29 protein-coding genes are annotated in these 25,645 nt (G+C 38.8%); 5 read left to right on the top strand and 24 right to left on the bottom strand.

The window, feature by feature from the left end:
• Window positions 1–29: 29 nt before the first annotated feature.
• The 7 genes from grpE to gpr form a co-directional block, all read right to left on the bottom strand.
• Window positions 30–662, bottom strand: coding sequence for a nucleotide exchange factor GrpE (gene grpE, locus NSQ84_RS12565; RefSeq protein WP_268753470.1), 633 nt, complete (start codon window positions 660–662; stop codon window positions 30–32).
• Between the two features lie 52 nt (window positions 663–714).
• The gene (gene hrcA / locus NSQ84_RS12570) at window positions 715–1,740 is read right to left on the bottom strand and encodes a heat-inducible transcriptional repressor HrcA (protein WP_063388023.1); all 1,026 of its coding nucleotides are present in this window, start codon (window positions 1,738–1,740) and stop codon (window positions 715–717) included.
• Window positions 1,741–1,821: 81 nt separating this feature from the next.
• Entirely contained in the window at window positions 1,822–2,967 is a 1,146-nt protein-coding gene (gene hemW / locus NSQ84_RS12575; protein WP_327873390.1) for a radical SAM family heme chaperone HemW, read from the bottom strand.
• A gap of 63 nt (window positions 2,968–3,030) precedes the next feature.
• On the bottom strand, window positions 3,031–4,860 hold the full coding sequence (gene lepA / locus NSQ84_RS12580; protein WP_327848029.1) for a translation elongation factor 4: 1,830 nt from the start codon (window positions 4,858–4,860) through the stop codon (window positions 3,031–3,033).
• 184 nt (window positions 4,861–5,044) lie between these two features.
• Window positions 5,045–5,392 carry a DUF3679 domain-containing protein gene (locus tag NSQ84_RS12585; RefSeq protein WP_063388020.1) on the bottom strand — a complete coding sequence of 116 codons (348 nt, stop codon included), beginning with the start codon at window positions 5,390–5,392 and terminating at the stop codon, window positions 5,045–5,047.
• A 23-nt stretch (window positions 5,393–5,415) separates the two neighbouring features.
• On the bottom strand, window positions 5,416–6,585 hold the full coding sequence (locus NSQ84_RS12590) for a stage II sporulation protein P (protein ID WP_063388019.1): 1,170 nt from the start codon (window positions 6,583–6,585) through the stop codon (window positions 5,416–5,418).
• Window positions 6,586–6,659: 74 nt separating this feature from the next.
• Window positions 6,660–7,754: a GPR endopeptidase gene (gpr, locus tag NSQ84_RS12595; protein WP_327873399.1), complete on the bottom strand. Its 1,095-nt coding sequence runs from the start codon at window positions 7,752–7,754 to the stop codon at window positions 6,660–6,662.
• A gap of 195 nt (window positions 7,755–7,949) precedes the next feature.
• On the opposite strand from gpr, the gene rpsT reads away from it, so the two are divergent.
• A complete protein-coding gene (rpsT, locus tag NSQ84_RS12600; protein ID WP_063388018.1) occupies window positions 7,950–8,216 on the top strand; it encodes a 30S ribosomal protein S20 in 267 nt (88 codons plus the stop codon).
• A gap of 15 nt (window positions 8,217–8,231) precedes the next feature.
• Here the strand turns inward: rpsT and holA are convergent, their stop codons facing one another.
• Window positions 8,232–9,284: a DNA polymerase III subunit delta gene (holA, locus tag NSQ84_RS12605; protein ID WP_339211953.1), complete on the bottom strand. Its 1,053-nt coding sequence runs from the start codon at window positions 9,282–9,284 to the stop codon at window positions 8,232–8,234.
• Between the two features lie 288 nt (window positions 9,285–9,572).
• Between holA and NSQ84_RS12610 the strand changes: the two genes are divergently transcribed.
• A complete protein-coding gene (locus NSQ84_RS12610) occupies window positions 9,573–9,704 on the top strand; it encodes a YqzM family protein (protein WP_065095531.1) in 132 nt (43 codons plus the stop codon).
• A gap of 100 nt (window positions 9,705–9,804) precedes the next feature.
• Here the strand turns inward: NSQ84_RS12610 and NSQ84_RS12615 are convergent, their stop codons facing one another.
• Genes NSQ84_RS12615 through NSQ84_RS12625 form a run of 3 tightly spaced genes read right to left on the bottom strand, consistent with a single transcriptional unit; the run spans window position 9,805 to window position 13,423 of the window.
• The gene (locus NSQ84_RS12615) at window positions 9,805–12,114 is read right to left on the bottom strand and encodes a DNA internalization-related competence protein ComEC/Rec2 (RefSeq protein WP_327873388.1); all 2,310 of its coding nucleotides are present in this window, start codon (window positions 12,112–12,114) and stop codon (window positions 9,805–9,807) included.
• A 25-nt stretch (window positions 12,115–12,139) separates the two neighbouring features.
• Window positions 12,140–12,700, bottom strand: coding sequence for a ComE operon protein 2 (locus tag NSQ84_RS12620; protein WP_063388016.1), 561 nt, complete (start codon window positions 12,698–12,700; stop codon window positions 12,140–12,142).
• A 33-nt stretch (window positions 12,701–12,733) separates the two neighbouring features.
• Window positions 12,734–13,423 carry a helix-hairpin-helix domain-containing protein gene (locus NSQ84_RS12625; protein WP_063388015.1) on the bottom strand — a complete coding sequence of 230 codons (690 nt, stop codon included), beginning with the start codon at window positions 13,421–13,423 and terminating at the stop codon, window positions 12,734–12,736.
• Window positions 13,424–13,517: 94 nt separating this feature from the next.
• On the opposite strand from NSQ84_RS12625, the gene comER reads away from it, so the two are divergent.
• On the top strand, window positions 13,518–14,342 hold the full coding sequence (comER, locus tag NSQ84_RS12630) for a late competence protein ComER (protein ID WP_063388014.1): 825 nt from the start codon (window positions 13,518–13,520) through the stop codon (window positions 14,340–14,342).
• Between the two features lie 72 nt (window positions 14,343–14,414).
• On the opposite strand, the gene NSQ84_RS12635 is transcribed toward comER, so the two are convergent.
• The 8 genes from NSQ84_RS12635 to NSQ84_RS12670 are packed head-to-tail and all read right to left on the bottom strand — an operon-like array spanning window position 14,415 to window position 19,447.
• Window positions 14,415–15,164 (bottom strand): class I SAM-dependent methyltransferase, encoded by a 750-nt coding sequence (locus NSQ84_RS12635; RefSeq protein WP_235600443.1) that lies wholly within the window; start codon window positions 15,162–15,164, stop codon window positions 14,415–14,417.
• Window positions 15,152–15,505, bottom strand: coding sequence for a ribosome silencing factor (gene rsfS, locus NSQ84_RS12640; RefSeq protein ID WP_063388012.1), 354 nt, complete (start codon window positions 15,503–15,505; stop codon window positions 15,152–15,154). Before rsfS ends, NSQ84_RS12635 begins: the two co-directional genes overlap by 13 nt.
• Window positions 15,506–15,518: 13 nt before the next feature.
• On the bottom strand, window positions 15,519–16,079 hold the full coding sequence (yqeK, locus tag NSQ84_RS12645) for a bis(5'-nucleosyl)-tetraphosphatase (symmetrical) YqeK (RefSeq protein WP_063388011.1): 561 nt from the start codon (window positions 16,077–16,079) through the stop codon (window positions 15,519–15,521).
• Window positions 16,069–16,638: a nicotinate-nucleotide adenylyltransferase gene (locus NSQ84_RS12650; protein ID WP_063388010.1), complete on the bottom strand. Its 570-nt coding sequence runs from the start codon at window positions 16,636–16,638 to the stop codon at window positions 16,069–16,071. The genes yqeK and NSQ84_RS12650 overlap by 11 nt, the downstream gene beginning before the upstream one ends.
• 22 nt (window positions 16,639–16,660) lie before the next feature.
• Window positions 16,661–16,957 (bottom strand): ribosome assembly RNA-binding protein YhbY, encoded by a 297-nt coding sequence (gene yhbY / locus NSQ84_RS12655; protein WP_063388009.1) that lies wholly within the window; start codon window positions 16,955–16,957, stop codon window positions 16,661–16,663.
• A complete protein-coding gene (aroE, locus tag NSQ84_RS12660) occupies window positions 16,954–17,799 on the bottom strand; it encodes a shikimate dehydrogenase (protein ID WP_063388008.1) in 846 nt (281 codons plus the stop codon). Before aroE ends, yhbY begins: the two co-directional genes overlap by 4 nt.
• A gap of 26 nt (window positions 17,800–17,825) precedes the next feature.
• On the bottom strand, window positions 17,826–18,926 hold the full coding sequence (gene yqeH, locus NSQ84_RS12665) for a ribosome biogenesis GTPase YqeH (protein WP_232515576.1): 1,101 nt from the start codon (window positions 18,924–18,926) through the stop codon (window positions 17,826–17,828).
• A 5-nt stretch (window positions 18,927–18,931) separates the two neighbouring features.
• On the bottom strand, window positions 18,932–19,447 hold the full coding sequence (locus tag NSQ84_RS12670; protein WP_063388006.1) for a YqeG family HAD IIIA-type phosphatase: 516 nt from the start codon (window positions 19,445–19,447) through the stop codon (window positions 18,932–18,934).
• A 316-nt stretch (window positions 19,448–19,763) separates the two neighbouring features.
• On the opposite strand from NSQ84_RS12670, the gene NSQ84_RS12675 reads away from it, so the two are divergent.
• Window positions 19,764–19,904 (top strand): sporulation histidine kinase inhibitor Sda, encoded by a 141-nt coding sequence (locus NSQ84_RS12675; RefSeq protein ID WP_063388169.1) that lies wholly within the window; start codon window positions 19,764–19,766, stop codon window positions 19,902–19,904.
• 278 nt (window positions 19,905–20,182) lie between these two features.
• Window positions 20,183–20,902 carry an RNA polymerase sporulation sigma factor SigK gene (gene sigK / locus NSQ84_RS12680; RefSeq protein ID WP_063388005.1) on the top strand — a complete coding sequence of 240 codons (720 nt, stop codon included), beginning with the start codon at window positions 20,183–20,185 and terminating at the stop codon, window positions 20,900–20,902.
• 461 nt (window positions 20,903–21,363) lie between these two features.
• On the opposite strand, the gene NSQ84_RS12685 is transcribed toward sigK, so the two are convergent.
• The 5 genes from NSQ84_RS12685 to greA form a co-directional block, all read right to left on the bottom strand.
• The gene (locus NSQ84_RS12685; protein ID WP_063388004.1) at window positions 21,364–21,597 is read right to left on the bottom strand and encodes a YrhC family protein; all 234 of its coding nucleotides are present in this window, start codon (window positions 21,595–21,597) and stop codon (window positions 21,364–21,366) included.
• A gap of 90 nt (window positions 21,598–21,687) precedes the next feature.
• The gene (mtnN, locus tag NSQ84_RS12690) at window positions 21,688–22,383 is read right to left on the bottom strand and encodes a 5'-methylthioadenosine/S-adenosylhomocysteine nucleosidase (RefSeq protein ID WP_063388168.1); all 696 of its coding nucleotides are present in this window, start codon (window positions 22,381–22,383) and stop codon (window positions 21,688–21,690) included.
• A gap of 109 nt (window positions 22,384–22,492) precedes the next feature.
• Entirely contained in the window at window positions 22,493–23,161 is a 669-nt protein-coding gene (locus tag NSQ84_RS12695) for a YrrS family protein (protein ID WP_063388003.1), read from the bottom strand.
• Between the two features lie 53 nt (window positions 23,162–23,214).
• Entirely contained in the window at window positions 23,215–24,972 is a 1,758-nt protein-coding gene (locus NSQ84_RS12700; protein WP_063388002.1) for a penicillin-binding protein 2, read from the bottom strand.
• A gap of 70 nt (window positions 24,973–25,042) precedes the next feature.
• Window positions 25,043–25,519 (bottom strand): transcription elongation factor GreA, encoded by a 477-nt coding sequence (gene greA, locus NSQ84_RS12705; RefSeq protein WP_063388001.1) that lies wholly within the window; start codon window positions 25,517–25,519, stop codon window positions 25,043–25,045.
• Window positions 25,520–25,645: the final 126 nt, after the last annotated feature.

Below are 25,645 nucleotides of genomic sequence, written 5' to 3' on the forward strand. Positions count from 1 at the left end.
CACAACCTCCTGCTAATTATCATATGTAATTACTCATTAACCTTTACCATAGATGGTCGAATAACCCGGTCTTTCAGTTTGTAGCCTTTTTGCAGCTCTTCCACAACAACATTGGATTCGAAATTTTCGTCTTTCACTTGCATTACCGCTTGATGAAGGTGCGGATCAAACGGTTTCCCAACCGCTTCGATCACTTCAACTCCTTCATTTTCAAGTGCTTGAAGGATCTGACGGTAAACCATTTCCATGCCCTGCAAAACGGATTTTGTTTTTTCATCCTCTGCCTCAATTCTCAACGCCCGTTCAAAATTATCAATTGCAGGCAAAAGATCTGATATTAAACTTTGCGCACGATATTTTTGCTGTGCTTCCATATCAAGCCTGCTGCGCCGGCGAAAATTTTCAAAATCGGCTTGAGCTCTGAGCATGCGATTTTCCATTTCCTCCAGCTTTGCCTCAAGCTCAGCGATCTTTTCATTCGCTTTCACCAATTCCTCTTCAGCATTTGAAGAAGATTGTTCTTCACCTTTTTCCTCTTGGCTGCCCTCTTGGCGCAATTCTTCTTGATCAGGCATTTCTTCTTTCTCGTTTTCGGCTTTCTCGTTATTGTATTCAACTTCTTCTTGGATTGTTTGTTCTTTTTCAGTCTGATCGTTTGCCATCATTTCACCTCCCTTAAAGTGCAAAGGAAAAGGGATGGAGAATTCCCCCATCCTATCCTTGATATAGCTTTGTTAAAACTTGTGATAAATCTTTCGAGAAAAATTTTAAAAGGCTGATGACCCTTGAATAATCCATTCGTTTCGGGCCGAGCACCGCGACTGTGCCGATTTGCTTCTCGCCAATTGAATAGGTGGCAGTAATTAAGCTGCAGTTTTCCATAGCAGATATTTTATTTTCCGTGCCAATTTTCACCGTAATGCCTGACGGGTTTGTCTTTAGCAAATCATACAGTTCATCTTCTTGTTCTATGAAATCTAAAAATGTTTGAATTTGAGAGACATCGCGGAACTCCGGCTGGCTCAAAATATTCGTTTTTCCTCCGAAATATATTTTTTCGTGACCTACATTCAGCGTGCCAGTAATCAATTTTAATAAAATATCATAATTTCTAATATGCTTCCGTAAAATGTTTGCAATTTCCTTGTATATTTTATCCTTTAATTCGCTTAGAGGCACGCCGGCAAGCTTTTCATTTAAAATATTTACGATTTTTTCCAGTTCACTCATGTCTATTTTTTCTGGAAAAGTAATCATTTTATTCTCAACATGGCCTGTGTTAGTTACAAATATGGCAACCGCCTTATCTTCGTTAATTGGAACGATTTGCAAACGTTTGAGTCGGTTCTCCGAAACTTTCGGACCTAAAACAATCGCTGTATAGCTTGTAAGCTCAGATAAAATTTGAGCTGATTTTTGAACAAGCGTTTCTAATTCATATATTTTCTCGGCGAAAATGGATCTTATCGCCATAATTTCTTTTTTCGTTAATTTTTTTGGTGACAATAAATGGTCGACATAGTATCTATACCCTTTTTCGGACGGCACTCTGCCTGATGACGTATGGGTCTTTTCAATCAATCCTAATTCTTCCAAGTCCGCCATTTCATTTCGGATTGTAGCCGAGCTGAACGTAATCGATTCCTTTTTCGATAAAGAACGGGAGCCAACCGGCTGAGCATATTGAATAAAATCATCAATTATAATTTGCAAAATTAATAATTGACGATCTGTCAGCAAGGAACATCACCTCTGTTAGCACTCATATTACTCGAGTGCTAATTCTATGATAAAGTTATCAAATGAAAGAAGAATTGTCAATTAACTAACTGCGAGAAATGCTTGAAATACTTCATTGCCTAAAAGCATTCCTTTTCTTGTTAAAAAAAGATGTGATGCACTTTCAGATAAAAGACCTTTTCTTAATTGTTCTTCAATTTGCGGGCCAAATACTTCCCCAACATCTAATCCGTATTTATCTCGGAACCGTTTTTTGGAAACCCCTCTAATCGTCCGCAATCCGAGAAACATTTCTTCCTCCATCATTTCTTCTTTTGTCAGCATATTCTCCGAAACAAAAGCCGTTCCATTATTTTTATAAATCATTTCAATATATTTTTTCAGCGGTCGAGCGTTTTCCCGCCGGATCCCGTCCAAATAGCTGTGTGCTCCAGCTCCAAATCCATAGTAATGGTTATTATACCAATACGTTAAATTATGTTTGCTTTCAAAGCCTTTGCGTGCGAAATTACTTAATTCATACTGATGGTATCCGTGCCGTTCCATTTCATTCATAACGGTCTCATACATAAACGCCTCTTCCTCTTGAGAAGGAAGCAAAAGCTTTCCTTTTCGCATTAAATTATAAAACACCGTTTTCGGTTCTACGATTAGCGAATAAGCAGACATATGCTGGACCTCTAATGAAAATGCAACGGAAAGAGTTTCTTTCCATTCTTCTATCATTTGGCCGGGAAGACCGTACATAAGATCTATGCTAATATTTTCAAAGCCTAGCGATCTTGCCCGTTCAACTGCTTGAAATACTGTTTCTTTATTATGAGTCCTTCCAATTTTTTTCAGTAATGAATCTTGAAAGGCTTGCACTCCGATGGATAGGCGATTGACTCCGGCGTTTTTCAATACAGACAGCTTTTCCATCGTTAATTGATCTGGATTGCATTCAACTGTAAATTCAACTACGGATTGCATCGGCAAAGTTTGATGTATGCTCTCCATTAAATGATCGAGCTGTTTGGCTGACAGGGAAGTAGGCGTACCGCCGCCGATAAATATCGTTTTTAATTCTTCATTTAATAATTGATCCTCCATTGCCTTTATCATTTCCAAACGCAGTGCTTGCAAATAGTCATCAACAGGCTGGTTTTGTAAAAAAAATTTATTGAAATCACAGTAGTGGCATATTTGTTCGCAAAACGGGATATGAATATACGCGGCTTCAGCCATTTTTCATTCTCCTGCCTTTCCAAAGCGCTAATGCCGCAGCAATGGCTGCGGCACTCGTCAACATCATTTTTGGTTTTCATCCATTTTCAGCACAGCCATGAAGGCTTCTTGCGGCACTTCGACAGAGCCGACTTGTTTCATTCGTTTTTTTCCTTCTTTTTGTTTTTCAAGAAGCTTCCGTTTACGCGACACATCTCCACCGTAACATTTTGACAACACATTTTTACGTAAAGCTTTAATCGTTGAACGTGCGATGACCTTGTTTCCAATTGCAGCCTGAACAGGAACTTCAAATTGCTGCCTTGGAATAAGCTCTTTTAATTTTTCAACGATAGCTTTGCCGCGTTCATAGGCGCTGTCACGATGAACAATGAAGGATAAAGCATCGATTTTCTCCCCGTTTAAAAGAATATCCATTTTCACAAGTTTTGAAGGTTTGTAGCCAATGAGTTCGTAGTCAAACGAAGCATACCCTTTTGTGCTTGATTTCAACTGATCAAAAAAATCATAAACGATTTCCGAAAGGGGGATTTCATAAACAATATTGACTCTCGTTTCATCCAAATATTGCATATCTATGAATTGGCCGCGTTTTCCTTGGCAAAGCTCCATCACCGCACCAACATAGTCGTTTGGAGCCATAATCCCGGCTTTCACATAAGGCTCTTCTATTCGGTCAATTTTTTGCGGATCCGGCATGTTCGAAGGGTTATCAACTTGAACCATGCTGCCGTCTGTTAAATAAACATGATAAATAACGCTAGGCGCCGTCGTAATTAAATCAATATGAAATTCCCTTTCAATTCTCTCTTGGATGATTTCCATATGCAGCAGACCTAAAAAGCCGCAGCGAAATCCAAAGCCCAGCGCTTGCGATGTTTCAGGTTCAAATTGCAATGCGGAGTCATTCAGCTGCAATTTTTCAAGAGCATCACGTAAATCGTTGTATTTTGCCGTATCTATTGGATACATCCCGCAAAAGACCATCGGATTTAATTTTCGGTACCCCGGCAGTGGCTCGGCAGCCGGATTGACAGCGCTAGTGATCGTATCACCAACTCGTGTGTCACTGACATTTTTAATGGAAGCCGTTAAATAACCGACGTCGCCAACCGTGAGCTCCTGTACAGGATGCGCTTTTGGCTTGAATACACCGACTTCCGTTACTTCAAATTCTTTCCCCGTCGCCATCATTTTTATACGGTCTCCGACTTTTACCGTACCATCAAAAACGCGTATATAAGCAACAACTCCACGGTATGCATCATACAGAGAATCAAATATAAGCGCTTTGAGCGGTGCGTCTGGGTCACCTTGCGGAGCTGGGACTTTTTGAACAATTTGTTCTAAAATTTCTTCGATGCCGATTCCTGCTTTTGCTGATGCCAACACAGCCTCAGAAGCATCAAGCCCAATCACGTCTTCAATTTCTTGTCGCACTCGTTCAGGCTCAGCGCTCGGCAAGTCAATCTTATTAATAACAGGCAAAATTTCTAAGTCGTTGTCAATCGCTAAATAGACGTTCGCCAGCGTTTGCGCTTCGATCCCTTGCGCCGCATCCACAACTAAAATGGCGCCTTCACAGGCAGCCAAGCTTCTCGAAACCTCATACGTAAAATCAACATGTCCAGGGGTATCAATTAAATGAAAAATATATTCATTCCCGTCTTTCGCTTTATATGATAACTGAACCGCATTCAGTTTAATTGTTATACCTCTTTCGCGTTCAAGATCCATCGAATCGAGCAGCTGCTCTTTCATTTCCCTTTGGGTAACAGCAGCTGTTTTTTCCAGAATCCGGTCAGCTAGTGTTGATTTCCCGTGATCTATATGAGCAATGATGGAAAAATTGCGAATTCTCTTCTGGCGTTCTAATTTTTCTTCCCTTTTCATATTTTTGTCACCACTCCTACTAGCCAACTACACTAGCTTTGATTATATCAGTAGAAAATTGGAGATTCAATGAAAATTTATTCTGTGATTGAATACGCAAAACAGGGATCAGAATGACTGTCTGAACCCTGTTTTGAAATAGACTAGACCTGCGGATTGCTTCAAGTCTTTCTTTTAAATTTGTTTAGGTGTATGCTTCAATCAGCTCCAATATTCCTTCAATGATCGCTGATGTTCCTTTTTGCACTAGATTCGCAAGCGATTTTCCAATTTGAGAGAAGAAATTGAATGCCTCTATTTTTTCAAGCTGCTCCTGCTTTTTTTGTAAATCGTGGCTTGTCACTTGATTTCCCAAAATCGTGGCTTCCAGTTTTCCGTCGTCCTTTTGCTTTAGTTGAACGGCTTCGACTGTCTCTTCCGTCTCATAGCCTCTCATTTGTTGAATGCCATGGCTCGCTTGCTGTATGCCAATTATTACTCCTAAAAACATAATGAAGGTTAGAAGCAGACTTTTGGCCATAAACTTCGCCATCAAACATTCCTCCTTTCAAGCCGTCACTCGTTCTGAACGCTCCCGCTCACCTTTTCTGCCTGCCAATAATATTCGCTAAATATGTTTGCAACAGCTTCGACAGTTCTGCTGAGTTCTTCCATGTTATTATCAACTCCCCCGAATTCAATCAGCAGCGAATTCTCTGATAAGTCTTGATTGTAAACGCCGTTAACTCCTTCGCCTTTTTTGGAAAACACACCACGGCTTAAGCCCGGATATTTCTTTTCAAACAATTTGTGCAAATTTTGTGCAATTTTTTTATTTTTATCAGCATTTGGATTATTCCCGCCAATTACAAATGCAATTTTGGCATAACTCTTTCCATTAATCGTAATGGTTGTTTTATCCCTTTTTTGTGAATCACGGTGGATGTCGAAAATGTATTGAAGATCTCGATTCGATGCCAATGCTTCTTGAACAACAGGTCTTGATGCATCATATGATTTGTAATATTTCCATTTTTTCTCATTTAATACAGTTTGAAAATTCGTTTTGTCCACAACCGCTCCTATTCCTCTTTCTTCAAGCTCTTGTCCAAACTTTTCTCCGACTAATGTGACATTCGCCTTTGAATGAAAAGGAGATTTTGCCCCATTTAATAAAGGATAATAAGATTCGGTCGTGTGAGTATGATAAATAAATACGACTTTTTTTCCATTTGTTGTTAAGTTAGGAGACTGTTTTGGCTTTTCCTCGCCTTCCACATCTTCAAGCTTGTCAATCGAAGCTTCCCTTTCCTCTAAAAGCACTTCTGTCGGGGGAGCGGATTCAATCGGCATGTTCGTATAATTCGTCCCTTCTCCAGCCACAATGATGTCGCCATCGAACAAAGTAAACCCTGGAAGCTCCCGTCCGAGCAAGCTGCGCGGATCATCAGGATTTATGCTTGTCGTTAATTGAAAAAGGACGGAAGAAACTGAAAAATCCGGTTTACTTTCTTCTAATCCTTGAGAAAAATAATGGTTTTCAAAGTTTAATAAATGAAGAAACATTCTGCCGTTTATATTTCCCGTGATTTCATGAATAGAACTAGAGGCGGGACGATATTCAATCTTAATCGACGTCAAAAGCCCTGTAATGAAAAACATAAAAATGATTAAAAAAAATCCCGCTAAGATGATTTTTTTTAAGCTTGTCCTATCAACTGTTACGACCATTCTGCGATGCTTCATGAAAATCCTCCTCCAAGGCTTGTCTACAAAATATGTATGACAGCACTGGGAGGAATAGAACTTTTACTTTGTTTTTAATGTGTGTAAGCCCCGGTATTTTCCTCATTCACCGCGGAATGGAGCGCCATGTTTAAACCGCTCGCAAGCACATTCGCCATATCTTCAATAAACATATCTACTTCTTTTGGTGTTACCATTAAATTATGTCCAAGTGGACTCAGCACTTCATGAATCAGCATTCTCTTTTCATTTTCTTCCAGGGTACCGATTATCCCTAAAAACTGCTTTCTCTCTTTTTCCTCAGGCAAATCTTCATCCGTCAGCTTCTTTTTTTCAGCAAAGCTAAACCAAGACGGAGCCAACGCATTTTTTGGGCGATTTCCTTCCCGCATTTCTCTGCCGAGATGCTTTAATATAAAATCAATCGTATCACTAGTTATCGTTACAGCATCAACTACTGTCGGAATTCCGATTGATATAACCGGAACGCCTATCGTGTCCACACTCAATTCTTTTCTTTTGTTTCCTACGCCGGATCCAGGATGGATGCCGGAATCGGCAATTTGTATTGTGCTGTTTACACGCTCTATTGATCTTGCAGCTAATGCATCAACGGCAATAATGAAGTCAGGTTTTGATTGTTTTACAACTCCCGTTATAATATCAGATGTTTCAATTCCCGTTAGCCCCATCACTCCTGGTGCAAGGGCGCTGACAGGTCGATAGCCTTCTTTGACGTTTTCTGGTTCAAGCTGAAACAAATGTCTTGTGACCAATAAATTTTCACATGTTAAAGGGCCTAAAGCATCTGGAGTGACATTCCAATTGCCAAGACCGACCACTAAGCAGCTTGCATCTTTAGAAATTTTCAGCTGTTCCAAAAAAGAACTGAAATGCTTTGCAAACATTTTGATTACTTTTTCCTGCAGTTCGGTATCTTTATTGCGGATTCCCTGCACTTCCAGCGTTAAATATTTGCCTTTCTTTTTGCCGATTGTCTCAGCACCTTTATCCGTAATGTCCATATGGACAATTTTCATACCGTCTTCCTCTTCTTCTTGAACGATGACCCCTTCCATTTCTTTCTTTTTTTCAAGGGCCAAATCTCTCGCTTCAAGCGCCAAATCCGTTCTGATTGAATATTTGCTTAAATCAAGCGCATTGTTCATCATTGTCACCCCAAGTTCATTTTTATCTATTTTTTCCAAAGTCATTTCATTTCATCCCATTTCTTAGCTTCAAAGGGGGATTTCATTTACATTAGTATTGCAAAAGAAAAAACCGTTTGATAGAATAACTTTTGTTCTATATCCAAAAAAGAATGCGGCAGCTTTGATTTTATATAGTCAGTAGGAGGTGAAACAATGGCTAACATTAAATCCGCTATTAAACGAATGAAAACAAATGAAACACGCCGTGCCCGCAATACATCAATGAAATCGGCTATGCGTACAGCAATTAAAAAGTTTGAAGCGTACGTTGTAAATAAAGATGTTGAACAAGCAAAAGAAGCGTTTAAAGTAGCTGCGAAAAAAATTGATAAAGCTGCTTCCAAAGGAATCATTCATAAAAATGCAGCCGCTCGTTTCAAATCACGCTTAGCTAAAAAATTAAACAGCTTATCAGCATAAAAATAAAAGCAATCATCAAGCTTTTATCCCGCTTGTTGATTGCTTTTTTTCTTGCTGAAACAGCTTCAGCAGCAAAAACTCTAACGCTAATTGTCTATCTTTTTTTCCTGTTTTTATTTCAAAATCTGTCTCCGCAAGAGCTTTTATGATGCTCTGCAATTCACTGGCAGAAAACTGCTTCTCCTGTTTTAAAGCCAGCTTAATGCGAAACGGATGAACCTTTAAGGATGACGCCATCCGATCCTGTCCGTAACCGGATTTCGAAAGCTGCTTCACTTGATATAATAGACGGAATTGTTGTGTAAGGAGGCTTAAAATTTTAATCGGTTCTTCGTTTATTTTTAACAAATCATAAAAAATTTTAAAGGCTTCTTCTGTTTTCTTTTTGACGACGGCATCAATTAAATCAAAAACATTTTGTTCAAGCGAGCGTGCGACGAGCTGCTTGACCATTTCTGCAGTCAACTTATTTCCGCTTCCAACATATGCACATAATTTTTCCATCTCTTTATCTATGATCATTAAGTTGCCAGATGTTTTTTCCATAAGCTCATCGATCGCTTCTTTTTCCATCGCCACATTTTCTGCTTCCGCTTTTTCCTTTATCCATTTGACAGTTTCCTCTTCTGAAAAGGAATTCATTTCAACTACTGTTGCCGCTTTCTTTATTTGTTTTGTCAGCTTTTTTCTTTCATCAATTTTTTCATGTGGAAGCAAAAAGACAAAAACAGTAAACGGGGCAGGATTTTCTACATATTGTTCAAGTTTTTTAAGATTATGCTCCACTTTTTCTTTTTTCTTTTCGCTCGTCAAAAAATAAGGATTTTTCACAACAACCATCCTGCGTTCACCTAAAAACGGCATCGTTTCCCCATCTTCAACAGCCGTTTCTATATTTGTTTCTTCCATATCATAGACGGAATAATTAAATTCCCGTTCGTCTTCATTAATTGCCTCGGTTAACAATTTGCGAATTGTTTCATTTAATAAAAATGATTCTTTTCCATAAAATAAATAAAGAGACTGAAATTGTTTCTTTTTAAATGAATTCCATAAATCGACAATCATCTTAAGATTCCCCTAAAAAATGAAGTGTGCTTCATTCATCATATATGGAAAAAAATTTTTTCGCAACACTTCAACATAATGGAGAATTGGCAGCGAAGCCAATCCTCCGATTTATATGAACGTTTTTTGTAAGCCCCGGGACACTTACAAAAAAACGATTACCCATTCATATATTCTCCCTTTCGAAAAAGAATATAGTTGTTAATCGTTAACATGAATCATTTTTAAGAATGTAGATTTTTTTGCTGAAATCGCTTATACTACTTATGACGATGAGGAGGGGTATAGATGAACGAATTTGAACAAAATGTAAGCAAACGTAATGATGCTGTTGATTCTGCCGTCGGTTTTATTGTTTCTTTTGGCTTTTTTGCCACATTGTTTATCATTGCAACAGCGATTAAATTGATCGGCTCGTAAAGAGAGAGGCTGCAAACGGCAGTCTCTTTCTTTTTGCTCCTTGTACAATCCGGACCCAGCCGTCCAATCATCTCTCCATTTTCAAGCTGTCAAAACTGCCCTATTTTGTTAATGTATCGTATGGCGGGTAGAATAAAAAGGTTCCTTGAGACTTTCGATATTTGTATTGGACAGCACCCAGTTGATCTGTACGAAAAATGGATACGTTTTGTTTTTTTAATCGATTCAATACTTCTTGATGAGGATGTCCGAAACGATTGTTTCTTCCTGCTGAAATGACCCCGATCTTCGGATCAATTGTTTGTAAAAATATATCGCTAGTCGAAGTTCTGCTTCCATGATGCCCGATTTTGACCACATCCGCAGTCATTTTTGGATATTGTTTAATCATGTGCCGCTCTCCGCTTTCTTCAAGATCACCGGTAAACAGCCAGCGCAACCCGCCTATTTTTGCCATTAGGACGAGAGAATCATTATTTTTAGAATCCGATTTTGTGAAAGGAGAGAGAACGTGGAAAGCTGTTCTGCCTGTGATCCGATCTCCTGCTTCTAATTCAAATATTTCAATTCCTCGATTTTTCGCTTCTTTTACTATTTGCTTTTCAAGCTCTTCTCTGGAAAAATATTTTGGAATAACCAATTTGTTTACTCGAAATTGTTTGATTAAGGTTAATGACTCGCCGATATGGTCATAGTCTCCATGAGTTAAAAACAAAATTTCAATTTCCTCTACCCCTTTCGACTGTAAATAAGGGATCAGGACGTCCAATGCGATGGAAAACGGTTTTTTTCGCATCTGCCAGCTTTCTTTTTCAAATACAGCCATTCCTCCTGTATCAATTAAATAACTGTTACCTAAGCCGGGCTCTCTAATAAAAATGCTGTCTCCTTGTCCGACATCAAGAACTGTTACTTCTCCCGGCATGGTCATTTTCCCTGCTATCAAAAGCAATGCAGTGAGCAAGCTGCTGCACAATATCGGTTTTCCCCATTTTTTCATCGGCTTATGCTCCATTTGAAAGAAAACAGAAATAAAAATGACGCATTGCAGCAAAAATAAATAAACAGTCGGTTTTCCAGTTGTTATCATGAAAAAAGGCAAATTACTGAAAAATAATGCTGTTTTGGACGACAAAGTAAAAGAAGTGTGAAGAAGGGAAACAAATATTGAACCGATGGAAGAAGAAATTACGGTTAAAATGAGGGTGATCATGGTAAGCGGCAGCAAAAAGAACGTGTATAGCGGCACAAACATAATATTCATGATAAAGCTCAATAGAGAAAATTGATAAAAATAGTAGCATATAATCGGCAGTGAAGCAGTTTGGGCAACAAATGAAACTGCTGCCAACAATTGCAATGAATTCCTGCATTTTTGAAAGATTTGTCTTGATAAAATTAGTGAAAATGTGACTGCGTAAGAAAGCTGAAATCCAAGATGAAAAACTTCATACGGGTCAAGAAATGTCATGAGAAGAAAGCTGAATGAGATTGAATCAGAAAGGGGCATATTTTGTTTAAAAAGTGTTCCTCCCATGATCAGTGCTGCCATAAGAGAGGCGCGGACGACAGGCGGAGCTCCTCCTGTTAACAATGCATAAAAGGGGAGGAAGCAAATCAAAATCATAATGGTTTGTTCTTTTGAAATGCCCAGCCGCAAAAGGAAGAAGTAAAGTGAGGCGATTAATATGCTTACGTGAAGACCTGAAATCGAAAGAATATGAACAATCCCTAGCTTTCGATAAGCGGCAAGATCTTCTTCTGGAATATTGTTCTGATAGCCTACCGTCAAAGCAAGGACGAAGCCGGCTGTTTTTTCTGGAAATTTATGATGAATCCATTCAATCATTTTTTGCCGGTAATTTTCCAAATGATCTTTCCATGACGGCTTATATGTACAATGCCCGATTTTGTCGAGCTTATACAGCCAGTGGATTTGCTGAAAATACAAATAGCGCTTATAATTAAACGCATTTTCATTTGTGTTATTTTTCGGTTTTTCAAGCTTTCCTGAAAAATTGCATATATCACCTGGCCGTATATTATTTGTACTTTTCATCTCTTGTTTTGTTTTCAATGTATAATGGGCCGTCAGCTTTTCTCCCTGATTCGTCTCGACCGCAAATGTCATCAGATCCCCGTCGATTTCAGGAGAGGAGATTACCTTTCCTTTTGCTGATAACATGCCTTCGTGATAATTTGTTTTATTTTGTTGATCATACCAATGAAAATATGGAAGCATGAACAAAAACGAGCAAGCAACGATGAAAGCTAATTTCCTTTTATGTTGAAGCCATAAGAAAAAAAGAAGTGCAGCAAAAATGAAAAAAGGAAGAAGGGAAGGAAAAGAGGTAGCGGAAACAATCGCCAACAATGCGGAAATCGCGACATATGCCCACTGGCCTCTCAAAAAAATAACCTCCTTTTCGATTAGATCAGCCGAAAAGTTGACGGGCTTGTTCATTCCATTTTTTCAAGTCCGTTTCTGATACGCCGAGATGTTTTAAAGCATTTAAAAGCTGCTCAACATATTCGCGCTTTTCTTCATTTTTTAAATCCAAAGTCGTTTCATCGAATGCGACTTTTTCTATATGAACACCTGCTTGTTCAAATAATTCCATTGCATATGGATGATTTTTGTAATCTTTTGCATAATATACACTTTGAATACCCGCTTGAATAATCGCTTTTGTGCAAGCTAAGCATGGAAAATGCGTGACGTAAATTTCCGCTCCTGCTGTTGCCACTCCAAATTTGGCGCATTGCAATATCGCATTCATCTCCGCATGGATCGTTCGAACACAATGGTTATCAATCACATAGCAGCCTTCATCAATACAGTGAACTCCTCCTGCGATCGAGCCGTTATACCCCCCCGCAATAATCCGTTTATCGCGGACAATCGTAGCACCGACAGCAAGCCTTGTACATGTGCTTCTCAGCGCAAGCAAATGGCTTTGCGCCATGAAATAATGATTCCAAGAAATTCGATCCACTTTTACCCCTCCGAATTTTGTAAACATTCTTTTTCAGTTTATCGACAAGTCTTTATGTTCGTCAACGCTAATCTCATTTTTGATCTTTTCAAACGTTTTTTCTCCTATACCGGTAACCTCCAATAAATCCTCTTCTTTTTGAAACGGCCCGTTTTCTTCACGGTGTGCGATAATTGCTTCCGCTTTTGCTGGGCCGATTCCCGTTAATTTTTGCAGCTCTTCCTTTGTCGCCGTATTAATATTGATTTTTTCTTTCTCTTGCGGTCTTTGTGAAGCATCAGCATTTGCGCCGCTTTCATCCATAAGAGCATTTTCGTCAATTTTTTCGCCTAGCTTTGGCACATAAACAACCATACCGTCTGTTAGCTTTCTGGCAAGATTCACACGATTTCCGTCTGCCTGGTCATTCATTCCTCCAGCTTTTTCGATTGCTTCAAACACCCTGCTGGATGACGGCAATTCATAAACGCCAGGCTTACGAACAGCCCCCTTTACATCAATAAAAATCATCGTCGTCTGTTCGTTACGGCGCTCATTCTCTTCTTCGTCATCACCTTCTCTGCTTTTTTGCATCGGCGTTCGTTCATCCGTTTCCAGCAATGGTTCATCGGAAACTTCGATCTCGTTTGAATCACGCCAGTTGTTGATGATAAAAAACAAAATGGCAGCGAAAATGATTAACAAAAAAACCCCATACTTTTTTATAAAAAGGAAATGGTTCATGCACATGAATTCCCCTTTCTAAATATTCATTCATAAAATAAGGCAGCAGAACATATCGTGTAGGAGAACAATGTTAAAAAAGGAGGGGTGAAAAGTGAAAATAGGGTTTATAGGAACCGGCAATATGGGGCGTATTCTCATTGAAGCTTTTTGCGAGGCAAAAGTATCAACACCCTCATCGTTGTTTATAACGAATAGAACGATTCAAAAGGCATATGCCATCAAACGGAAATATCCTGAAATACATGTTTGTACATCAAGTATAGAGGTCGTTCATCAAAGCGATTTCATATTTCTATGCGTTAAGCCTTTAGATATACACCCCCTTTTAAAGGAACTGAAAACTGGTTTACAAGGACATCAATGTTTAATTTCCATTACGAGCCCGATTTCAGTCGAGCAAATCGAATCGGCTGTTCCATGCCAAGTAGCCCGAGTCATACCAAGCATAACAAACAGGGCTAAAGCGGGAGCTGCTTTGCTGACATTTGGAAATAGATGCAGCGAACATACAAGAAATATCATTCTTTCCATGTTTGAAAAAATATCAAAGCCAATCTTAATAGAAAATAACATTACCCGTGTTGCATCTGATATCGTCAGCTGCGGACCGGCTTTTTTCAGCTTTTTGCTGCAAAAATTTATTGAAGCTGCTGAGGCGGAAACAGACATTTCGAAAGAGGATGCGGTTCAATTAGCAAACGAGATGATGATCGGCATAGGCAAGCTGCTTGAAAGCGGGTATTACACGCTTCCGACATTGCAGGAAAAAGTGCACGTAAAAGGGGGAGTTACCGGAGAGGGGATTAAAGTGCTTGAAAATGAACTAGGCGACATGTTTCATCATTTATTTCAAAGCACCCATGCAAAATTTGATGAAGATTTACAAAAAGTGAGACATCAATTTGACAATGAATAATATTCTGCAGGGCTCATGAAAATTCCTGCTAAAATGAAAAAAACCATCGAAAAAAAATTACATTCGATGGTTTCAACTTTTTTTCGCAATATAAAATATTCGTTCCGCCTGCTCGATGTCCGGGCTTTGAAAAATTCCATCCGTTATGTCAACGATCGTAAAGCCGCACTTTTCCAACATATGTCGGTACTCAGAAATTGAAAAAGTTCTTTGATAATGGTCTTCATCCAACCGTACATAATCCGTTCCATTGTTCACAAAGAAGGTTAATTCATGAATGACACTGTTTGGATATTCACCGTCAAAGCATTTCCAAATATAGCTGACATCCTCATCATTATCAGCGAATACAGCATGTTTAAATATTTTCTCCATTTTATGAACAGAATGGGCATCAAACAGAAATAAGCCGTTTCGGTTCAAGTGGTCGTATACGGCTTGAAACGTTTTGACCACATCCTCTTCCTTCAACAAGTAGTTGATGGAATCGCAATTTAATAACACCGCATCAAAAGGCTTGTAGCCTTTAAGCTCCCTCATATCTTGTTCAATAAAGAGCGCATCAAACCCTTTTTTCATCATCTTTTCCTGGGCAACGGCGAGCATTTCTCCGGAGAGATCGACACCTGTTAGCTCATACCCAAGCTCTGCCATCCTATACGATATTTCTCCTGTTCCACAAGCTAAATCTAGCACCCGGTTCCCGCCGTTTCCATATCGTTGAATCGCTTGATGCAAAAATTGCGCCCATTCATCATAAGGAACATCTTTCATTAATCGGTCGTACACAGATGCAAAATGCTTATAAATCAAGCTAACCACTCGCTCACTTCTTCGCGCGGAGCATCTCCCCATAATTTTTCTAAATTATAATAGCTTCTTTCATCCCTATGGAAAACATGAGCGACGACATCTCCTAAATCAATGAGAACCCATTTTGCCTCGTCAAACCCTTCGAGACGCTTGACGGGAATTCCGTTTTCCTCTGCTTTCTCTTTCATTTCTCTGGCAATTGCTTGCACATTTTTTTCGTTATTCGCATGGCATATCATAAAATAATCAGCTATTAGAGAGATTCCTTGCATGTTTAATACTACGATATCTTCTGCTTTTTTATCGCTGCCTGCTTTAACAGTTAAAGCTAGAATATCACGCGAATTCATCCACTTCACTCCTTCAATTTTTCATTACGAGCGCATTATAAGTTTTAAACGTTTCAGGGTAAATCGGCTGCTTTTTCTTCATTAAAAATGCAATCGTATTGGATATCGACTGAACGAGCGCTTCATTTAAATCTTTTTGTGCCAATTCCCTGACTTCATCGACTCCGGGGAAGCTTCTACCCGGTTCAATATAATCAGCTAAATAAATCACTTTTTCAAGAAGAGTCATGTTTTCTCTTCCGGATGTATGGTAGCGGATCGCATCTAAAATTTCTTTATCAGAAATGCCGACTTCCTTCTCGACTAAATAGGCGCCAACAGGTGCATGCCAAAGTTCTGTATTATATTCCAGCAAGTCCTTCGGCATATTTTGTTCAATAATAATTTTTCTCATTTCATCTTTTGGCCGAAATTTGGCATAATCATGAAAAATAGCTGCTAATTCTGCCTTTTTCACATCGGCGCCGTACCGCTTTGCCAAACTGATGGCTGTCTCCATTACGCCTAAAGTATGTTGATAACGCTGTTTCGTTATCGCCTTTTCCACAACTGCTAACGCTTTTTCACGTTCCATATAATCGATTCTCCCCTATATATTGAATAACTTTTTTGGGCAGAAGATAGTCCACCGCTTGTCCGTTTTTCAATCGCTCTCTGATCATTGTAGAGGAAACATCAAACTGAGGAACTTCCACCTCTTTTACGAAAAATGTGCTCTCATTCGAGTATCCGTTACGTTTCACGCCGACAAATTGCACCATATCCATCAATTCCTCTACTCGATGCCAATGAGGCAAATTTTCAATCATATCTGAGCCAATAATAAAATAAAATTCTTCGTTTGGATATCTTTCTTTCAATATTTTCACTGTGTCATACGTAAAAGACGGACCCTCTCTTTCAAGTTCAATTAATTGGACTTGAAAAAATGGATTTCCTTCAATTGCTCTTTTCAGCATATTTACCCGGTGGTGTGTTTCTGTCACCGGCTCCTTTTGTTTATGGGGTGGAATATTGTTCGGCATAAACCATATTTTGTCCAGATTAAGAGAATGAAGAACCTCATTGGCCATTAATAAATGTCCGTTATGGGGCGGGTCAAATGTCCCCCCAAAAATTCCGATTTTACCCAATTTTTCCGCACCATCCGTTCGTTTATTCAGGCAAAATGATTTGTTTTTTTTCTTTTGATTCTTTATATAAAACAATGACATTTCCGATGATTTGGACGAGATGGGCATTTGTCCCATCAACAAGTGCTTGAGCAACTGCTGCTTTATCTTCATCACAATTTTTCAGCACGTTCACCTTTATGAGCTCTCTTGCTTCTAAACAATCGTTCACCTGCTGAAGCAAATTTGAATTTACTCCGCCCTTTCCAATTTGGAAAATCGGGTTCAGATGATGTGCAAGAGAGCGTAAAAAACGTTTTTGTTTTCCAGTTAAAGTCATGATTTTCCTCCTAATTTTTCATATACGAGCTTTTTCATTCGACTGACATCAGGTTCCGCATTCGTCCATATTTGAAACGCACATGCCCCTTGATAAACAAACATTCCTACTCCGTCAACAGTTTTAAGGCCCAGCTTTTCAGCCTCTTTTAATAACATCGTTTTCAACGGATTATAAATGATATCAGCAACGACAGTTCCGCCGTGAACGCGTCCAGTTAATTCAATCGGCTTTTCTTCGATATTCGGCTTCATCCCGATGGATGTCGTTTGAATGATGACATCATATTCATTGGACGTTTGATCGAGTTGTTGGAATGAATAAACGTTTCCTTTTGTCTCATAGCTGCAGTTTTCCTTTAACAAATGAGCCCGCTCTGCTGTTCTGTTTACAATATCAATGAACGCAAAGCCTTCTTTCGCCAGCGTTGTATAGATCGCCCGAGCGGCTCCGCCCGCCCCGATCAGCAGCACTTTTAAATCTCGAGGATTGGTATTGTCAATATGCTCTTTCAATGACAGGTAAAATCCGTATCCGTCTGTGTTAAAACCGATTAATCTCCCGTCTTCGTTTTTTACTGTATTTACCGCATGAAGCAATTGAGCCGATTCATCCAACTCATCAAGAAAAGGAATGATTGACACTTTATGCGGAACCGTTACATTAAACCCCTTTATGCCAAGAGCCTTCATCCCTTTTACCGCTTGTTCAAGCTCTTCCCCTTTTACTTGAAATGCGTGATAGCGGGCATTCATATTTAAGTAATCGAAAGCATCGTTATGAATGAGAGGGGAAAGCGAATGACCGATCGGGTCGCCTATTACTCCGTAAACTTGCTCCATTTGAAATCCTCTCCACCTTTTTGTTTTTATATTAATGAATGACGGACGCCCACATGTACATCTTTAGGTGCATAAGCAACGACTCTTTTCGGTCCATCGTGGATCGTTACCCATCCAAGACCTGAAAACACGATATCTTTCTTTTTTCCATTTATAGTGAATTCGTGCGGGACAAGTTCTGGAAAGGATTCGACTGCTTCTTTTCTAGGAGGGGTTAAAAGCTCCCCTAAATGTGCTGCATATAAATGATCCGCCTTCTCCAGTTTTGTTCGATGAATGTCAATGCTGTTCGGAATATAGCACACAATGGAGGAACGTCCTCCCTTTATATAATCCAGTCTTGCCAATCCGCCGAAATATAAAGTTTGCCTTTCATTTAACTGGAACACTCTAGGCTTAATTTCTTTTTTCGGCGATAGAAGCTTTAGGTCGCGCTTATCAATAAAGTGCGCCATCTGATGATCATTGATAATGCCTGGTGTATCGTATAAAACTGCGCCGTCATCTAACGGAATTTCAATTAGATTGAGCGTTGTGCCGGGATAATGGGAAGTTGTAATGATATCCCCTTCTCCTGTAACCTCCTTCAAGATTCGATTAATAAAAGTTGATTTCCCAACATTTGTACATCCAACAACATACACGTTTTCTCCGTTGCGATAATGATCTATTTGCTCTGCCGCTTCTTTAATGCCATGTCCTTTTTCTGAGCTGATTAAAAGCACATCCAATGGCGTTAATCCATACTCTTTTGCTTCTCTCTTCATCCAACGAATAACCTTTTCTTTTTTCACCGATTTTGGAAGGAGATCTGCTTTATTGCCGATTAAAATGACTGGATTGTAGCCGATAAAACGCTGTATGCCGTTGATCCAGCTTCCGTTAAAGTCAAAAATGTCGACAACCTTCACAACAAGAGCTTTCGTATTGCCAATGCCGTGCAAAATTTTTAAAAAGTCCTCATTTGTTAACGAGACATCTTGAATTTCGTTATAATGTTTCAGCCGAAAACACCTTTGGCAGATCGGCTGTTCTTTCTCAAGAGCAGCTTTTGGAGCATATCCAATTTCAGATGGATCTTCCGTTTGAATTTTTACTCCGCACCCGACGCAAACCTTCTCATCCAAACTCATCACTCCTCCCAATGCAGCATGCCTTTCTGTTTTAACAATTTTAAAATTTTCCTTTCAATTTTCCTGTTGATCCGGGTCCAAAAGCCGTCAGTAGACGATACAGGCACAACTAAAATCGTATGAAAACCGCAGAGATTCCCTCCGAGAACATCTGTCAGCAGCTGGTCGCCGATCACAACAACTTCTTCTTTTTTCAGCCCCATCTGCTCAGCCGCTTTTTTAAACGCTTTTGCACGGGGTTTTCCCGCTTTCGAAATGAACGGAATATTCAGCGGTTCAGAAAACGAACGGACGCGTTTTTCGTTATTATTTGAAACAATTGTCACTTTAATCCCGTTCTGTTCCATCATTTCAAACCAATTTTTCAATTTCGGAGTTGCGTTCGGCCTGTCCCATTCTACTAAAGTATTATCTAAATCGGTAATAATACCTTTTATACCTTTTTCCTTTAAAAAATGAGGATAAATATGAAAAACGCTTTTCGCATATTCTCCGGGCAAAAACCTTTTCAGCAAATTGAACACCTCTTAATTCAATAAATAGACTACTGTTAAACTATTTTTCATCATACCGAATTTCGAGTTTACTTTCAAAACAATATTGTTTTCACAAAAAAATTCGACAATTTTTTAACATATTCAACAGCTGTGGATAATTTTATACACAATATCCACCTATTCATATCAATCTTTAGTAAAGTATATAAACAAACTACCCACAGCTTTTCCACCGAAGGCTGTGGATAACAGAACGGTTGTTCTCTATTAAAAAACATGGTAAATTTATGGTAATAAATAAAGGAGGTGCTTTCTCCATAACATGATCGCTTCTATGAAAAATTTATCGGACGAATTTTTAATTGAATCTTACTATAAAGCAACCGAAATGAGGCTTAGCAAAGAATTCATCGAATTAATAGAATTGGAAATAAAGCGCCGCTCGCTCTCTCACTTATTAAAAGCATCATCTTAGCGGTGTCTTTTTTTTTTGCTTAAAAACCTACCCCCGGCGCATGGCTGCATGTTCCACAGCCGCTAAACTCCTTTAACAGATAATCGTTGATGTCAATCCACAATGACTTAATACCTTTCAACTGATGATCTCCGATACCAATCCATTTTTCTTCACTGTCTCATTATAACTAAAACTCAGCTGTTTTCCATACTCTTTCCCCTTTTTCATGAAGGACATACAAGGACAAAGCCGCAATCACATACAATTTAATAATACGTAATGCGGGGGTGAAAAACATGTCTGGAATTTTGACTGCACTAAGCTATTTTATAAAAGAATTGGTTTTTCTCGTTTCATATGTAAAAAACAATGCTTTCCCTCAACCGCTTTCCCCAAATGAAGAAAAAAAATATCTCCGCCTGATGGCCGAAGGAAATGACGAAGCAAGAAATATATTAATTGAACATAATTTGCGCCTTGTCGCTCATATTGTCAAAAAATTTGAAAATACAGGTGAAGACTCGGAAGATCTCATATCCATCGGCACAATTGGTTTAATTAAAGCGATTGAAAGCTATTCCGAAAACAAAGGGACAAAGCTTGCTACATATGCCGCAAGATGCATTGAAAATGAAATTTTAATGCATCTCCGTTCCTTAAAAAAAACAAAAAAAGATGTTTCCCTACACGATCCTATTGGCCAAGATAAAGAAGGAAACGAAATCAGTTTAATAGATGTGCTAAAATCAGAAAATGAAGATATTATCGACACGATTCAATTGAATATGGAGCTGGAAAAAATTAAGAAATATTTATCGATTCTAGACGAAAGAGAAAAAGAAGTCATTATCGGTCGGTTTGGATTGAATACGCAGCAGGAAAAAACGCAGCGTGAAATTGCGAAAGAGCTCGGCATTTCGAGGAGTTATGTTTCCAGAATCGAAAAAAGGGCACTTATGAAAATGTTTCATGAGTTTTACCGAAATGAAAAAGAAAAAAAGATGTCAAAAGAATAAAAGGAAAAGCATTTTCAACGAGATTTTGTGCGAAATTTGCGAGAGTTCCTGAATGATTTACTCGCGTATATCTGCAAAATTCATTTTAAAGTGGCTTTCCGATATGTGACATCCCATAAAAACTCAAAATTAACCTTGCTACAGGTTTTCCAGCGCATTGGCGCAAATCGAGATATAAAAACGAATCTCAAAATTGACCGATTAATAAAAATCGCAGAAAGCGAATCCGCTGTTTGACGTAAAATGGTGGTAACATTATTTGACAGGATGCGAACGTTACGGTTGAGAGCCCATTACAACTGCTTTCAATCTGTAAAAAGGCAGCCTTTATTGCAGCGCTAGTTGCTGTTTTCATATGAAACAGAACAATGCCGCCTTCATTCACCTAATGTTTTATCAAAAAAGAGGGGCTCAAAAGAGTCAGCTATACTGACTTTTTTGAGCCCTTTTTCAAGAAATGATTAAGATTGCAATTTATCAAGCTTTTTTTGATATTTCGATGACAATTTAAAAAATAGAATAGAACTGGCTAACATCATCGTTGAAGTTCCGATTAGCATTATTTCTTGTATATTTGTCCGAGGTGAATGATTAGGAATCCATATTCCGATGTATAAAAAGGTTCCGACAGCTAGCAGAACGAGAGCAAAATGCTTATAGTCTTCTATTAATTCTTTTAATTTTTTCTCCTCCATGATATCACCTAATCGAATTAGTTATTCTATATTATAAAAGAATAACATATCGATTCGTGCTGATAGGCTTGTAATAGTTTCCATTTACATTCAACTTAGTTCTTCAATCATTTTCAGAACCAATTCCGATGAATTGAAAGCCGCTTTGTCTAAAAATTGTTCAAAGGAAATGTTCGACTCTTTTCCGGCGATATCTGAGAGCGCCCGGATGATGACAAAAGGCGTTTGAAATTTGTAGCACACTTGCGCGACAGCAGCAGCTTCCATCTCAACAGCGTACAAATGGCTGAATTTAGACCGGACAAAAGCTACTTTATCGGGGTCGTTCATAAAAGAATCCCCCGTTGCGATCGCCCCTTTTACCGTCTGAATTCCTGAAATGTCTTTTGCTTTTCTTTCAGCGATTTCAATCAGTTTTTCATCGGCCTTAAAGGATGGAGGAAGCCCGGGAACTTGACCATATTCATATCCAAAAGCCGTCACATCTACATCATGATGGCGAACCTCTGTGGATATGACAACATCCCCTACGTTTAAAGACTCATGAAATCCTCCGGCGGAGCCGGTATTGATCACATAATCCGGCTGATATCGCTCCAGCAGCAAAGTTGTGCTTACGGCTGCATTCACTTTTCCAATTCCTGATTTTAATAAAATCGTATCAGTTTGATTGTATTTTCCAATCATAAAACTGCAGCCTGCAATCTCCTCTTCTTTTGTACAATCCAATTTCTCGCGCAGGATGCGAACTTCTTCTTCCATTGCACCAATGATTGCAATTTTCATATTCCAACATTCCTTTCTATCATGAATAGCTATAAAAATCATAAAAAAAGATCCCTCAAGTGTTTGACAGTCAGCTTTTTACACATGAGGGTCTTTTTTGTTTTTCAGTCTATTTTAATACTTCAACTCTAGTCGGTTTCCAGCCCTCTCCGTCTATCCATGTAATGGATACTCTATATTTTTTTCCGTCTGCTTTGTTTTGAATCGTTCCTTTCGCATCATTCGGGCTTCCGTTATTGCCGATCCAAAGGGTCTGCATATTTTCAAGAGAAACACCTGTTGCATAGCTTAATGCTTTCTCCATTTCCTTCCAATCTACAGATGACTTTTTATAAGTCGTAACGTGCTCACCTGTCTGGACTGTTCCGATCGGTTTCCAATTTGGATTTTCAATGATTTGTTCAACATCGGAACCCGCTTCTCCTTCAGTTACTGTTGCACCTTCAAAAGGATCATCGCTCGATTCCTTTTCTTCATTTGCTGATTGTGTATTTTCGTCCTCTTCCTCCTTAATTTCATTACTTTCATTCTGTTCAGCTGCTTTTTCTTCTTCCCGCTGATCGTTAGATTGTTCAGCTGTCTCTTCTTCGATATTTTTAGATGAGCTTGATTGCTCTTTTTGTTGTTCACTGTTGGAATTCGCTTGTTCAGTACCGCCTCCCAAAAAAAGCTGAGAAGCAATAACGAGGATGAGTAAGGCGACAATTCCAATTAAAATATTTAAAATCAAATTCGTTTTTCGTTTTTTATCCCGAATTTCATAACGAGAACCCGCCATTCCCCGTCAACTCCTTTGTTTCTCCAATCTTTGAGTTATTATTTTAACATACTTTATTCTTCATTAACATTATAAATCTGTTCAACCATTTCGTAAAAAACATCATTTGTCTTTGCTCTACCGCTCGTTTTGTTCATATCAACAACAACTAAGGCATATTTCGGATGTTCCGCAGGAAAAAAACCGGCAAACCATTTATGATATAATTTTTTTCCATTGTCGTTCAATGTTCCCGTTTCGGCAGTGCCTGATTTGCCGGCTACTTTAACAGGCAAGCTTTGAAACGCTCTGCCGGTTCCATCAGGATGAGCGACTACTTGAAGCAGGAGATCCGTTAATTTTGATGATGTTGCAGGGGAAATTTTTTCTCCTTTCATCAAATGGTTCTTGAATGTATACATCGTTTCTCCGTTTTTATATAAAATTTTATCCACGACTTTCACTTCTCTTTTTTCTCCTCCGCGAGCAATTGTAGCCATCATATTCGCGACAGCTAGAGGAGTAACCTTTACATTTTTTTGTCCGATGGAGGTTTGTGCGATGGCCTTTGCTGACCTTTTGTCGCTGTCATCTCCCCAAATCGTTCCTCTTTGCTCCCTTGGAAATTGTTTAAATTGATCGTAATGGTATACTTTTCCCGACCAGCCTGAGAAGCTGAGAAGGCCAAGCTTTTCTGCGTATTCCTCAATTATATTGCTCTTTTTTTGTATTAATTCCTGACCGATCGTAGCAAACGCATAATTGCAGCTTTTCGCAAAGCTTTCTTCAAACGTAAGCGTTCCAGCCCGCTTTTCTTCCTCTTTTTCTGTTTGGCCGTAGACATTCCGGTCACAATTAAATGTTCTTTCCGGTTTGATCATGTTTGTGTCGATCGCTGCTGCAGCGATAACGGTTTTAAAAACAGAACCAGGAAACATTGCCGAAAGCATTTTATTTTCATATGTTTTTGGATCATTCCGGTCCAGATCCGGTTTGGAGGCCATTGCAACTACTTCGCTGTTTTCAATGTCTAACAGAACGAGGCCGCCTTCATTTATTTGATGTTTTGTTAAAATTTGTTCAGCTTTTTCTTGCAAATGTTTGTCAATCGTTGTTTGAACGGCAATTGGGTAAAATGGATTGGAATCGGCAATATATTTTACATTGACGCCGAAAAGAGGCCTGCCGAGACCATCAACATGATATAAAAGTCTTGACGCATCTTCCGGCTGCAAAAATTCATCAAACGCCTCCTCCAGTCCAGTCACGCCTACTTCAGGACTTAATGACGTGATCTCTTTGTCAGGGTATCTTTTTTTCCATTCTGTTTCATTTTCGCTTGTCATCCCAATAAGATGGGAAGCAATATTGTCTGATTGCTCTGTTTTCATAAAGATGCCGAATACTCCCGGAATTTTTAACTTATTGATGGCTTTTATATCCTGTTCATCAAGTTGAAATCCTTTTTCTTTATTCAACAAAATAGGTTCATTTTTCGTTCCTTTCAATAATTGTTCGATTTCATCCTTGCGAACAGAAATGGCTGCCGCCAATTGATCGATCGGCCATTGATAATTTTTCAGAAATGGAAATAAAACGAGCGTAGGCAAATATGTTTCGTTCAAAGGTTTATTTTCACGATCAATAAATCGCCCCCGCCCATCATCTATAATTACTTCTTGTGTCCTCTGTTTGACGCTTTCTTTCATCAAATTGACATCTTGTTCTGAAAATGACTCGGTTTCAAGCAGTTGAATTTGCGCAAGTCTATATATGAGAACACCCATTAACAAAATGATGAAGACGCCTATATATTTTATTCGCTTATTCATAAAAAAACACCTCGTCTTATATTTTCGACGAGGTGCGCACATCTTAAACTATATTAAAAGGCTATCAACATTAATCAACACGTACAATTTTGACTGTCATATCGCCGCCAGGCGTCTGAACTACAACTTCTTCCCCTACTTGACGGCCGAGCAGGCTTTTAGCCATCGGAGAATCATTGGAAATTTTCCCTTCGAAAGGATCTGCTTCTGCACTTCCGACAATTGTATAAGTTTCTTCTTCTCCATCAGGCAATTCAATAAACGTAACAGATTTTCCAAGTGAAACAGTTGTTTTATTTTCTGTGTCTTCTTCAATAATTTTCGCATTGCGAATCATATTTTCGAGCGTTGTAATGCGTCCTTCTACAAAAGCTTGCTCTTCTTTTGCTGAATCATATTCAGAGTTTTCTGATAGGTCGCCAAATGATCTTGCCACTTTTATTCGTTCTACAACTTCTTTTCGCTTTACCGTTTTTAAATACTCAAGTTCTTGTTCAAGTTTTTCTTTCCCAGCTTTCGTCATAGGAAATACCTTTTCTTCCGCCATAATAGTCCTCCTTTTCTTTATATCCCCCTAATGGTTCCTAAAAAATGAAAGAACTTTTCTGCCGTTCTTTCGACAGAAAAGAATCTTTTATAACATAGTTATAGAAGGAAATATTTATCTATGATA

The sequence above is a fragment of the Aeribacillus sp. FSL K6-3256 genome, from assembly GCF_037965805.1.
Taxonomy (GTDB): domain Bacteria; phylum Bacillota; class Bacilli; order Bacillales; family Aeribacillaceae; genus Aeribacillus; species Aeribacillus composti.